This is a genomic window from Maridesulfovibrio salinus (genome assembly GCF_055394525.1).
Genome location: NZ_AP042461.1, coordinates 1,749,610 through 1,762,060 on the forward strand (window position 1 = coordinate 1,749,610; position 12,451 = coordinate 1,762,060).

The 12,451-nt window shown below is 47.8% G+C and carries 13 protein-coding genes; 10 read left to right on the forward strand and 3 right to left on the reverse strand.

What is annotated here, in order from left to right; all coding sequences use genetic code 11:
- The first annotated feature begins 126 nt into the window (after nucleotides 1-126).
- On the forward strand, nucleotides 127-2,589 hold the full coding sequence (locus tag ACZ5PW_RS07840) for a glycogen/starch/alpha-glucan phosphorylase (protein ID WP_464559602.1): 2,463 nt from the start codon (nucleotides 127-129) through the stop codon (nucleotides 2,587-2,589).
- Between the two features lie 133 nt (nucleotides 2,590-2,722).
- Here ACZ5PW_RS07840 and ACZ5PW_RS07845 read toward each other — a convergent pair whose 3' ends face one another.
- Entirely contained in the window at nucleotides 2,723-3,646 is a 924-nt protein-coding gene (locus tag ACZ5PW_RS07845) for a radical SAM/SPASM domain-containing protein (RefSeq protein WP_464559604.1), read from the reverse strand.
- Between the two features lie 108 nt (nucleotides 3,647-3,754).
- Here ACZ5PW_RS07845 and ACZ5PW_RS07850 point away from each other — a divergent pair, with 108 nt between their 5' ends.
- The gene (locus ACZ5PW_RS07850) at nucleotides 3,755-4,048 is read left to right on the forward strand and encodes an MTH1187 family thiamine-binding protein (RefSeq protein ID WP_464559606.1); all 294 of its coding nucleotides are present in this window, start codon (nucleotides 3,755-3,757) and stop codon (nucleotides 4,046-4,048) included.
- 33 nt (nucleotides 4,049-4,081) lie between these two features.
- A complete protein-coding gene (locus tag ACZ5PW_RS07855) occupies nucleotides 4,082-4,564 on the forward strand; it encodes a hypothetical protein (RefSeq protein ID WP_464559608.1) in 483 nt (160 codons plus the stop codon).
- A gap of 1 nt (nucleotide 4,565) precedes the next feature.
- Here ACZ5PW_RS07855 and ACZ5PW_RS07860 read toward each other — a convergent pair whose 3' ends face one another.
- Together ACZ5PW_RS07860 and ACZ5PW_RS07865 are read right to left on the reverse strand one after the other, a co-directional pair.
- The gene (locus ACZ5PW_RS07860) at nucleotides 4,566-5,312 is read right to left on the reverse strand and encodes a UPF0280 family protein (RefSeq protein ID WP_464559610.1); all 747 of its coding nucleotides are present in this window, start codon (nucleotides 5,310-5,312) and stop codon (nucleotides 4,566-4,568) included.
- 184 nt (nucleotides 5,313-5,496) lie between these two features.
- Nucleotides 5,497-6,147, reverse strand: coding sequence for a lactate utilization protein (locus ACZ5PW_RS07865; RefSeq protein ID WP_464559612.1), 651 nt, complete (start codon nucleotides 6,145-6,147; stop codon nucleotides 5,497-5,499).
- A 373-nt stretch (nucleotides 6,148-6,520) separates the two neighbouring features.
- Here ACZ5PW_RS07865 and rpmH point away from each other — a divergent pair, with 373 nt between their 5' ends.
- The 7 genes from rpmH (at nucleotide 6,521) to ACZ5PW_RS07900 (ending at nucleotide 12,321) form a co-directional block, all read left to right on the forward strand.
- Nucleotides 6,521-6,655, forward strand: a complete 135-nt coding sequence (rpmH, locus tag ACZ5PW_RS07870; protein ID WP_136674522.1) for a 50S ribosomal protein L34 — start codon at nucleotides 6,521-6,523, stop codon at nucleotides 6,653-6,655.
- Nucleotides 6,643-7,023 (forward strand): ribonuclease P protein component, encoded by a 381-nt coding sequence (rnpA, locus tag ACZ5PW_RS07875; protein WP_464560377.1) that lies wholly within the window; start codon nucleotides 6,643-6,645, stop codon nucleotides 7,021-7,023. The genes rpmH and rnpA overlap by 13 nt, the downstream gene beginning before the upstream one ends.
- Nucleotides 7,024-7,034: 11 nt before the next feature.
- Complete coding sequence (yidD, locus tag ACZ5PW_RS07880) at nucleotides 7,035-7,286, forward strand: membrane protein insertion efficiency factor YidD (RefSeq protein ID WP_464559615.1); 252 nt, start codon at nucleotides 7,035-7,037, stop codon at nucleotides 7,284-7,286.
- 29 nt (nucleotides 7,287-7,315) lie between these two features.
- Nucleotides 7,316-8,938, forward strand: a complete 1,623-nt coding sequence (yidC, locus tag ACZ5PW_RS07885; protein WP_464559617.1) for a membrane protein insertase YidC — start codon at nucleotides 7,316-7,318, stop codon at nucleotides 8,936-8,938.
- Nucleotides 8,939-8,989: 51 nt separating this feature from the next.
- Nucleotides 8,990-10,594 carry a Jag family protein gene (locus ACZ5PW_RS07890; RefSeq protein WP_464559618.1) on the forward strand — a complete coding sequence of 535 codons (1,605 nt, stop codon included), beginning with the start codon at nucleotides 8,990-8,992 and terminating at the stop codon, nucleotides 10,592-10,594.
- A gap of 85 nt (nucleotides 10,595-10,679) precedes the next feature.
- Nucleotides 10,680-12,065: a tRNA uridine-5-carboxymethylaminomethyl(34) synthesis GTPase MnmE gene (gene mnmE, locus ACZ5PW_RS07895; RefSeq protein WP_464559620.1), complete on the forward strand. Its 1,386-nt coding sequence runs from the start codon at nucleotides 10,680-10,682 to the stop codon at nucleotides 12,063-12,065.
- A 1-nt stretch (nucleotide 12,066) separates the two neighbouring features.
- Entirely contained in the window at nucleotides 12,067-12,321 is a 255-nt protein-coding gene (locus tag ACZ5PW_RS07900; protein ID WP_464559622.1) for a hypothetical protein, read from the forward strand.
- Nucleotides 12,322-12,451: the final 130 nt, after the last annotated feature.

Here is a 12,451-nt window from a genome sequence, read left to right on the forward strand (position 1 = left end):
TATCTGTATATTTCTTTTTGAACGGCGGAGCAGTAATGCTTCGCCGTTTTTTATTTAATCTGGATAAAGCTCATCCAACCTGCTACTGTTGTTTTAATCATCTCAGTGAACCGCACAGGGGGCTTTATGAGTAAAAACAGTTTTAAAATAAGAAAGAAAAATGACCGTGAAAGCCTTAACAGGGACATCAGGGATCATGTTGTTTATTCTCTAAGTAAAGAAGTCCGTGGAGCTGATGAATGGGATATGGGCAAAGCCCTTGCTCTGGCATTGCGGGATCGGCTTGTCGAACGGATGATTCAGACCCGTGACAGGTACAGGGAAGCAGGGGCCAAGAGGATGTATTATTTCTCTATAGAGTATCTGCTTGGGCGCTGCCTGGGTAACTCACTCTGCAACATGGAATTGCTCGATCTGTGTGAAGATATTTTTAAAGAAATGGGATTTGATCTGGACGAAGTAAGGGCAAGTGAGCGCGACCCTGCTCTTGGCAACGGAGGGTTGGGCCGTCTGGCTGCCTGTTTTCTAGATTCGCTCGCCACACTTGATATGCCCGGTTGCGGATACGGTATTCATTATGAATACGGATTGTTCCGGCAGGTCATTCATAACGGTTACCAGAAAGAGCTTGCCGACTACTGGATGATGGCTGGTATGCCTGTGCAGATAGCACGGCCTGATCAGGCCGTAATAATTCCTCTTTACGGAAGGGTGGAAACATCACTAGGGCCGGACGGCGAATATCTACCCATGTGGATGGACTGGGATGACATAATCGGCGTTCCTTACGACATACCTGTGGTCGGTTACGGCGGAAAAACCGTGAATTACCTGCGGCTGTTCGCGGCCAAGGCTTCGCAGACCTTTGATATGGATATCTTTAATCACGGGGATTACATCCGTGCTGTCCAGCGAAAGGTTGAATCCGAGATGGTTTCAAAGGTTCTATATCCCACTGAGTCCGTCTCTTTTGGAAAGGAATTGCGGTTGGTTCAGGAGTATTTTCTGGTGGCCTGCGGACTTCGCGATATCACTCGCCGTTTTCTGGCTCAGAATAAGGATTTTGAACAGTTTCCTGATTATGTGGCGATCCAGTTAAATGATACACACCCGGCTCTGACTGTAGTTGAACTCATGCGCTATCTGGTGGATGAGAAAAGGATGGCTTGGGAAAAAGCGTGGGAAATAACCAGAGCTACATGTGCTTATACCAACCATACTCTACTGCCTGAGGCCCTTGAGCAATGGTCTGTAAGCCTTCTGGAAAAGGTTCTTCCCAGACACCTGCAGATAATCTATGAGATCAACCGCCGTTTTCTGGAGCAGGTGGAAAACAGGTATCCGGGAGATGAGTCTAAAATCCAACGAATGTCTCTTGTTTCAGAAGAGAGCGGCAAGAAAGTTCGAATGGCGAATCTGGCGGTAATCGGTTCCCACTCGGTTAACGGAGTTTCCGAGCTGCATTCAGGGCTTGTCAAGACCCGTCTGTTTCCTGATTTTTATGAGTTTGAGCCCGGGAAATTCAACAACAAAACAAACGGAGTCACTCCACGCCGCTGGCTGCTCAAGGCAAATCCACTCCTCGCGAGTCTGTTGACCGATACTGTGGGTAAAGAATGGATTACCGATCTTTCAAGATTAAAGGAATTGGAGAATTATGCCTTGAGTCCTGATTTTCAGGCTAGCTTTATGACCGCCAAGCGTGAAAACAAGATACGTCTTTCCAATATGATTCATTCGTCATTGGGCATTCTGGCTTCGCCGGATTCCCTCTTTGATATTCAGGCCAAGAGAATTCATGAATACAAGCGTCAACTGCTTAATGTTCTACATATTATTTATCTGTATCTCCAGATAGTAGATCATGGAGTGGAGCCTTTTTGTCCGAGAACATTTGTTTTTGCGGGCAAGGCCGCTCCAGGCTATTGGGAGGCCAAGCAGATCATCAAACTTATTCACAGTGTTGCCGCCGTAGTCAATAAGGACCCAAGGGTACGCGGATTGATAAAGGTCGTTTTTATGGCGGATTACCGTGTTTCTCTGGCGGAAAAGATTATACCGGCCTGCGATCTTAGCGAACAGATTTCAACTGCTGGTACTGAGGCTTCGGGAACCGGCAATATGAAGTTTGCCATGAACGGAGCCCTGACCATCGGTACTTACGACGGGGCCAATATTGAAATGATTGAAGAGGTGGGAGAGGAAAACTTCTATCTATTCGGCATGAGGCAGGAAGAGGTTGAGAAAATGCTGACCGACAAGGCTTACCGTCCCCGCGATCTTTATAACAGTTCATTTGAGATAAGGCAGGTGCTCGGGGCAATACTTGAGAACAGATTTTCTCCGCATGATTATGACTTGTTTCGCTGGATTGTTGATAAACTGCTTAGTGACAACGAGCAGTATATGCATCTGGCTGATTTTCAATCCTATATTGATACCCAGAAACTTGTGGACAGGGATTATGCCCGACCGGAAATGTGGGCACGAAAAGCGGTACTCAATACAGCCAGAATGGGTAAGTTTTCCACTGACCGCACCATGCGGGAATACGCGAGTGATATCTGGGGAATCGGCCCTGTGAAGTAACTTTATTCCATGAGTTTTAAAATTAAGGAATAAAGTCCGGTCTTGTGGCAGAAACAAAAATGACAGGCCGTAATAGAATCGATATTACGGCCTGTTTTATTTAAATTAAGATATGATTGTCTACGGTATTTAATCAGCCAGTGCAGGTCTTACATATTTTGAGATTGCTGAAATCTCCGGACTGGTATTCGCGGATAAGTTTAATGAAATGATCAGAGTTCCAGATTTCTTCAAGCGACTGCTCTTTGAGGTTGCCGAGAACTACAGTTCTTTTCCAGTCGTGACAGCAGATTATTACATCCCCGTTGTAGAGGACGTAAGCCTGTTTGAGAAAAAGGTCGCAGTTCCGGCGCAGTTTCGGTTTTTTAGCGGAGAGTTCACTGATGTCGTCCCCGGCGCGGTTGTCAACGCTGTGGATCTTGAAGGTTACGTCACGCTTGGCCCAGTGTTTTTTCGCGTACTCCAGTTCATCATGTACGATGGTGGTGTCGAGTGTTGTTATGGACAACTTGGGACGCTTGGCCCCTTTTTTATCCCTGATGTCCAGAAAATGGTCTATATTGTCAAGTATGTTGAATTTTTTAATCCCCATGCTTTTGGTGTAGGTTTCCTCGGAGTAACCCTGTACGGAAACCCACAAATGCCTGAGTCCGGAGTCAATGAGCCTTTCGCTCATATCCGCGGTGAGCAGTGCGCCGTTTGTGTTGATTTTGGTCTTGGTGAAAGGCTTTTTGTTTTTTTCAATATAGGCGATGCGCTCGGGAAGCTTTTTGTCCATGAGCGGTTCGTTCATGAGATAGGGACTGATTCTTCCGATGAAATGCCTGCTGGTTTCATCGATGATTTTTTTGAAAAGATCATCTTCCATATAACCCTGAGGCTGTGTATTATGGGTGTGTTTCCAGCCGCAGAACAAACACATGGCATTACAATAGCTTGTGGTTTGAATCTGCAGGGCGCGAGGGAAAGACGGACGGGGACGCTTTTTGTCTTTGATCCAGGTGAGAAGTTGTTTTACTTTTCCCTCATTTTCGGCAGGCATATAGTATTCGCCCATGTACAGGCTCCTTTTAGATATCTGTATTATATTTTTGAAATGTTTTTATTTGGCGGCCAAGAAATAAAATAATAACTGATTCAGTGTCAACTTTAACGGAGATTAACTATGAGTGCTCTTGTGGAATTAGCTATTTTTCCGATTGATAAAACCGGAAGTGTAAGTTCATACGTGGCCAGAGTTGTCAGGATTATCCGCGAAAGCGGTCTTTCATGTCAACTGGGACCGATGGGAACATGTATTGAAGGCGAGTGGGATGAAGTGATGTCCGTTGTTACAAAGTGCTATCGGGAACTTGAAAAAGACTGTGACCGTATTTACATGACTCTCAAGGCTGACTGCCGAAAGGGTGCTGAGGACCGTCTCAGCGGAAAGGTCCGGTCTGTAGAAGAAAAACTGTAGAATTTCAAAAGGCTTGAAGAGAGGCATTCAGGTATGATTAAGGTCAGGTTTATCCTGTTGCTGTTTGTGGCGATAATTCTGGGCGGCTGTGCCCATATGGATGTATCACATCTCAGCAGCCAGCCCTGGAAACTCGAAACCATGCGGACTATGGATATGCAGTTCATGCGCTTTGATTATGAAATAGTTCCACGCAAAGACAGTTTCGGTGTTCGTGGCATGGCCTATGTCAAGAAATCCAGTGTACCGGTATGGGCTGAATGGATAGGAGAACTGTGGATTCAGGGATATCTCAGTGATAACGACGGAGTTGTGCTCGCTCAGGGACTCCAGGTCTTTTCTCCTGAAAAACTTGAAGCCGGAAAGGGAATTCCTTTTGATTTTGAATTGAAACCGGAAACCCTTGATGCCGGACCTCTCTCCATATCATTCGGGTACCGTATGGCTCTGTACCGTTCTAAAGACGATAACAGTGGACCGCCTTTCATGGCGATTGAAAGAGCTGTGAGCGAGTAGACTACAGACTTACAAGTTCTATGCTGCCCCACGCGCCTATTTTGTCATCGTACTGGACAAATACCCCTGAAAGCCCGTTTTCTCCCAGAATGCGGGCTTTTTCAATCACCAGCGGAACATCTGCAGGAGATTTAAGAAGGTTGGCAAGGGATGTTGCTGCGGCATCGGCAAAGCGGGCATCTTTGGCAAGCACGGTGACAAGATCGCCGCTTCCAAGACTCAGGGAGTGCCCGATGGTCCCCGAAGATGAGCAGACTGCTACCGGAAAATCTTTTTTGCCGATAGCGATTCCGATCTTTGCCCCTGAATCCGGTTCTGGCAGCAGAGCTACTTTTCTGCTGCGGGTGGAATGCATGTAGATATCACCACCGTTTTCAACGATAACATTGTCGGAATAAGGCATGATCGCTTCGGTAACGAACTGGGAAACAGCGCCTGCTACAGCGGCCATCGGTCCTACATTGCAAAACCGGGCGGCTTCATACATGGCGCGGATGACAGGGTGAACTCCGGCAGGGCTATCGAGAGGAACAAGACTTGTGGCAAAATTTGGATTCAGAACCATATGCCCTTTAAGGATTCCCCGTATCTCATGCACAGCATCAAGCACTTCAGAGCTTAAATCCTTCTCCGCTACAATGAAAAGATCAGTCTGCTCAACCACAACCTGAAAAGATGTTTCCGAGGAAGAAGGAGTTACGCTGTCGCGATAGCCGCGGGTATGGTCGGTATGAATTTTTCTGCTCAAAATATGATCCGCTGGTCTGCAGTTGCTCACAGTATTAGTAAAAAGATAGCAATCGTCCTAATGTGCCGCCGGAGAATATTAAATGAAATATTACCGTGAAAAATGTCGCTGGAAAGACTATTAAAAAAAGTCCGGAGCGGCCAACTTAGTCAGTTGATTACCGCCCCGGAAGTTTAAATCTTATTTAGAAGCCTAAGTCTTCATTGATGAAGACAACATGAATTCTTCCGGCGGGAGAAGATTTCTCGGTGATGGCCCAGACATTACAGATACGCTCTTTGGAATTACAGTCCTGACACTTGCCGGTAACCGCACAGGGTGTTTTTCTCTTGAGGCGCATTGCATTTACAGGGGCCGCATATTCTTTGACTCTGCTGACCGCTGCGTCAAGGTCTACGCAAAGCTTGTTGCGGCCCACTAGAACGATGACATTTCTGGGGCCGAAGGCCATGGCTGCCACACGGTTTCCGGTTCCGTCAAGGTTGACCAGTTCACCTTCTTCGGTGAAAGCATTGGCGCTGGTGATGAATACATCGGTAAGCAGAGACTGTCTGCGCCGCTCTATCCTTTCATTCATGGGCGGGGCAACATCGTAGGTGTCAATTACTTTGACATTTTTCAGTTTCTTGACCTGATCGAAAACTCCGGATTCAACCACTGTGGCTGAGCCTCCGAAACTGATGGATTTGGGCTTGAGTTTGGAAATTATTTTGTCAACGACAAGTGAAGCTGCGGCCTTCTGGTTTTTCGCCACATAAGTGGTATATCCGTTGTCTTCAAATGTTTCTTTAATCTCACCCAGCTTAATGTCCCAGAAAGACTGTACAGGCTGCATTCAGTTCTCCTTTGATTTGGCTTCCCTGATTTGGAGGTCTGAATATTGACCGTCAGGGTAAATTTATTTGAAAAAAGCGATGAAAAAAAAATATCCGCGTGATATGGGTGTTTATACCAGTTCAGCACGACTTTACATCATCTTAAACTATGATATAGACTTTGACACTACGAGTGCATCGGGGTATGCGAACTTGTTTTCATTTTGAAGCAGCATAGATTATTCAGAGTTAGATTAAAAGCACTTAGCTTCAGGGCACGCATGAAAACATTTCTTGACGATATTTGAACTAGGGGATATATGTTCCCGTTCCTCGTAGCCGGAATTTTTCTTCCGGCTTAATAACGTTATTAAAATTTTTGGAGAAATAGACATGAAAAGAACTTACCAGCCAAGTAAATGTAGAAGAAAAAGAACTCACGGTTTTCTCGTTCGTTCCCGCAGCAAAAACGGTCGCGCAGTAATCGCAAGACGCCGTGCTAAAGGACGTAAAAGATTAGCCGTTTAAGTTGGAGTAAGGAGCATAAGCTTCTTAGAAAGCCTGAATTTGACCTCTGCTATGAGCAGGGGAGAAAGCTCTTCACGAGGAGTTTTATATTCTTCGTGCTGTGTCATGGTAGCGGCCCCAGCGGGGTCCGTTTGGGCCTTACCGTGAGCAGGAAAAAGGGACCTGCCGTTGTCAGGAACCGGATAAAAAGGGTGATGAGAGAGTTTTTCAGGCTCTATCAGGAAAATTTCAAAGTGCGTGCGGACATAATTTTTGTTCCCAAGCGTAATTTGGACGGCAGGCGGATAAATCTCGCTCTGGCCGAAAAAGAAATACTTCCACTCATCGGAAAGATTAACGGGCTTGCCGCCAAGTGTGAAGAAAAATGAGAAATCAGGGAATGCGGACTCTGTTTCTTTACCCTATACGTTTTTATCAGAAATTCATCTCCCCGCTTTTTCCGGGGTGCTGCCGCTTTCATCCTACCTGCTCGCAGTATGCCATAGAAGCTGTGTCCCTTCATGGAGTGCTCAAGGGGGGGATGTTTGCTTTGTGGCGTCTGATGCGTTGTAATCCGCTATGCAAGGGCGGCTTCGACTCTGTTCCCGCCCCACGAAAAAAAATACCACCGCGCAGTCCCGACCTGATTTAATGGGACAAATACAGTGAGAAAACAAAGACATGGATAATAAACGCGTTATTCTGGCAGTGGCCCTTTCTATGGTAGTCCTTCTCGGCTGGCAGTATCTTTTTCCTCCCGTACAGCCGCAGACCACTCCTGCTCAGCAGCAGGAACAAACCGCAACGCAAAGCCAGACCGCTGATTCCAATGTTTCCGGTCCGGTTTCCGACCAGCTTCCCGATCCTGCGTCCACCTCTGCCATTGTTTCCGCCAAGGGAACCAAGCTTAAAGTTGATACTCCTCTCTACACTGCCGTGATCAACTCCCAGGGTGGGCTTCTTGAAAGTTTCAAGCTTAAAAATTTCAAACAGACCATTAATGCCGGCTCTCCGGTAGTGGATATGGTCGGAACTAATGCCCTCAACAAGGCTCCGATGGGACTTATTCTTAACGGAATAGCCACCTGGGCCAATGGTGTGTGGGGATTTGAAGGTGGAAACCTCAATCTTGAAGGTGATAAAGTCGGCACGCTTATTTTCCGTGGCGATGTTGAAGGTTTCAGGATCGAGCGCCGTCTCACTTTCCATGCCGACAACTACCTCATTGACGAAGATGTAAGAATCATCAACACGTCAAACCCCAGTGGCATGGGCCGCCTGGCATTTACCACCGCCACCAAAAGCCTTACCGCAGAGGACAACCGCTACAACCCCACACGGATCGCCTGGTTCGGTCCTGAAGGGCTCTCTGAAGAAAATGACCGTGATGATCTTCGCGAAACCGGTGTAAGTGCGACCGGCAATATTGACTGGACAGCTATTGATTCCAACTACTTCATCCTTGCTCTGGTCCCCGGTTCCGGTGACGTGACCGTGAAAGGCAAGCTGCAGGATGATATTTTCCGGGTGGCCGCTGAAAAAAATGTCTCTTTTGACAAGGACATCGAGCGTAAACTGAAGTGTTCCTACTACTTCGGACCCATGGATGCCGAGTTGATGGCCAAAGTGCCCGGCAACCTTGATAAAGCCGTTGATTTCGGCTGGTTCGATATTATCGCCAAGCCTCTGGTTCTGGCTCTGGAATGGTTCAACCAGTTTACCCACAACTACGGAATCTCCATTATACTGCTGACTATCGTCATCAAGATCCTTTTCTGGCCTCTCTCTCACAAGAGTTACAAATCCATGGAACAGATGAAGCGTCTGCAGCCCATGATGGCCAAACTTCGTGAAAAGCACGGTGATGACCGCGAAGCTCTTAACAAGGAGATGATGCAGCTCTATAAGACATATAATGTCAACCCCGCAGGCGGATGTCTGCCTATGGTGCTTCAGATCCCGGTTTTCTTTGGACTGTACAAGGCCCTGATGGGAACGGTTGCTTTAAGGCATGCCGATTTCATTCACTACCTGCCTTTTACTGATATTGTATGGCTTGCCGACCTTTCGGCTAAAGACCCGCTTTACATCACTCCGATTGTGATGGGTGCGACCATGTTCCTGCAGCAGAAAATGACTCCCTCGGCGGGCGATCCGACTCAGCAGAAAATTATGATGTTCCTGCCCCTTGTGTTCACCTTTATGTTCCTCAGCTTCCCTTCAGGGTTGGTTGTATATTGGATGGTGAACAACGTTCTCTCAATTGCCCAGCAGTGGATGATGACTCGCAAGGTACAAAATTAGGGCACAAAGCTGGCCGGATTATTGGAGTGAAGAACATAACCAGGAGATAGAATGAGTGAATTCATGGAATTCCAGGGGAAAAATTTGGATGAAGCGATCAGCAATGCCTGTGATCACTTCAGTCTGAATCGCGACAAACTGGAAATTGAAATTCTAAGTGGGGGGTCCACCGGTGTTTTCGGACTGGTTGGAAAAAAGAATGCTAAAGTAAAAGCCCGCCCACGAGGAGGCGAGAAACAGAATTCTGCAAGGGAAGATTCCAGAAAAAGCAGATCTCGCCAGCGTGGAAACGAAAGACCCGAACAGCGTGCTCCCCGAGCACCTGAACAGCGTGAGGAAGCACCGGCAGCCAGAGAAGAATCCGAATCTGCTGCGGCAAAGGAACATGTTTCAACACAAGACACCGAGCCTGAAGTTCCTGCTTCAAAGCCTGAGTCCGAAGTGGCTGTTAAGGATGAAACAGAAATTGCAGTTAAAGAGGATTCAGAGCTCGCACTGAAGTCTGAAAGTGAAATGGCTGTAAAGCCTGAAGCTGAAGTGGCAGTCAGGGAAGAAGCCCCTGCTCCGGCTGTGTCGGAAAGCAGGGACGAAGAAGACACTTCCGAAAGTGCTTCCGACGAGCCTGAAGATGAAGAATATACCGAGCGCCGCAGCATTATGGAAGGTGATCCCGAAGAAATCGCTGCCGCAGTACGTGAAGCTCTTGAGGTTATGATTGAGCCTATTATCCAAGACAAACCCAATCTTGAAATTGAGGTTGGTGAAGACCGGGTAAATGTTCTTGTCAATGATGAGGAGAACTCTGGGCTGATTATCGGGCGTGAAGGGCAGACTCTTTCTTCACTGCAGTATCTCTGCAATAGAATGGTCTCCAAAAAGCTGCAGACCTCCGTGAGAGTTCAGATTGATACTGGTGATTACCGTGAGCGTCAGGACGAGAAGTTGCGCCAGTTGGCATGGCACCTTGCCGACAAGGCCATGCATACCGGGCGCGTTCAGTCCACCAAGCCTCTTAGTTCCTATCACCGCCGGGTGGTACATATGGCTTTGCAGGAAGATAAATACGTCAATACCCGCAGCAAGGGTGACGGCCCCATGAAAAGGGTCCTGATTCTTCCCCGTCGCGGACGTGGCGGAGGCGGGGGACGCCGTAACGATAATTATCAAAAAAATGATCGTTACAATGCCCGCGGAAATGACCGTAATGACCGTAATGATCGCAGTCGCGGTCGTCGGGATCGCAATGAAGGTTACGAGCGTACCGAGAGTACCGGCAACCGCCGTAATGAAGGCTACGGTAACCGCCGTCCCGAAGGCTACGGCAACAACCGTAACGACAGCTACGGGAACCGTCGTAATGAAAGCTACGGTAATCGTCGCAACGAAAGTTACGGTGGCCGCCGTAATGAGAATACTGCGAATCGCCGTAATGAAAACTACGGCAGCCGCCGTGATGAGAATACAGCGAACCGCCGTAATGAGAATTACGGAAACCGTCGTGACGAAAACTTCGGAAACCGCCCTTACAACAATAATTACGGCAACCGATATGACGACAGCTACGGCAACCGCCAGCCACGTCAGAACAACCGCCGCAATGACCGTTATAAAGAAGGCGGACCGGACGGTTTCAACAGCGAACGTTACAACCGCTAACCGTTCCGTTCACGAGCGGTTGATTATTACATGCATGAACCCCGTGGACCTTGTCTGCGGGGTTTATTTATTTTGAGGACATGAAATGTCATTAACTTCCACAGGAACCATTGCAGCTATTGCGACCCCTCCCGGAGATGGAGGCGTTGGGATCATCCGCATAAGCGGTAAAGATGCTCACAGCATTGCCGCTGATATATTCAAACCGGCCATAAAATCTTTTACCGAATTTCAGCCATATAAAATGCACTACGGTTGTATTGTAGACAGCTCAGGAACTGAAATAGACGATGTTTTGACTGTTTTCATGCCCGGTCCGAGATCTTATTCCGGCGAGGATACTGTTGAAATTAACTGTCATGGCGGACGGGCTATTCTGCGGGCAGTGCTTGAGGAAATACTCTCCCGCGGCGCGCGGCTTGCCAATCCCGGTGAGTTCACACTACGCGCGTTTCTTAACGGGCGTATGGATCTTACACAGGCTGAAGCGGTAGCGGAAATGATTCATGCTCCGTCGAAAGGTGCTGCGCAACTGGCCCGGGTTAAGCTTTCAGGTGTCCTTGGGGAGCGGATTGAGGTTTTGCGCAAACGTCTTGAACATCTGCGGGCACAGCTCTGCGTGGCTGTTGATTTTCCTGAAGATGAACTCGAATGCCTGCCTCTGGATGAGATGAAATCCGAGGTAGCAAGTGCTGCAGATAAGATATCCGGTCTTCTTTCAGGAGTAGAAAGAACCAAAGCCTGGCGCGAGGGTGCTCTTGCCGTACTTTCCGGTAAGGTTAATGCCGGCAAATCCAGCCTCCTGAATGCACTTCTCGGGCGCAACCGGGCTATTGTAACTGATATTCCCGGCACTACCCGTGACTTTATCGAAGAGACGCTGAATCTTGACGGATTGCAGGTCCGATTGGTTGATACGGCCGGGTTACGTGAAACTGATGATGCAGTAGAACAGGCAGGGCTTGACATGGGACGTGATCTCGCTTCGCAGGCTGATATGGTTCTGCTGATCATTGATGGATCACAGCCTTTTTCACTTACAGATATAGATCCGCAGTTTTCTGTTGAAAGCGGGAAGTGTCTCGCTGTAATCAACAAAGCCGATCTTGAACAGGCTTACCCGTCTCCGGCACAGGTTATGCGTGAGGCTGGATACGAGGTCCTTGAAATTTCGGCTAAAAAGGGACAGGGTATCGACGAACTTGCAGTAATCATAAGGGAACGAATTCTTAAAGGTTCGGGAGAGCCCGACCCCGATGAACTGGTCCCCAACTCCCGTCAGGCCGTCACTTTAAAAAGGGCTCTGGCTGAGCTTGAAGAGCTTGTTCATGATATAGATATGCAGATCCCTTATGACCTTCTCGGTGTGAGGCTTGAGGCTGCGACCAGTGCTTTATCGGAAATCACCGGGGAGATCACTCCTCAGGAAGTTCTCAACTCAATTTTTGAAAATTTTTGTGTCGGAAAATAAAATGGATAGCAAACTTGTTGATCTTAAAGCGGTTACTTGCGGCCTCGTGCCGATGATTGTCAATCATCTGGACTCGACCTCTAACCCCGTTGTTGAATTCCAAATCAGGCTGGGGATACGTGAGGAAATCCTCAGCGGATTCGGCTCAGGAGGGAACTGGCGGATAGAGGTCCTTGATGATTTAGGTTGTGACCGGCTGCGCTTTACCCGCGTCAAACCCCAGAATGAAGACCTTCTTAATATTGTGGAGTATTAAGCGCGGCTCGCGGATCTCTGAGATAATTTTATTGTTCAGGTCAGTCTGAGTTTGGGCTGTAGCCTATCTGATCTGTTCTATTCCTGACTTTAAAAATGATGACTCTAAACAGAATCTGGACGGGATATAT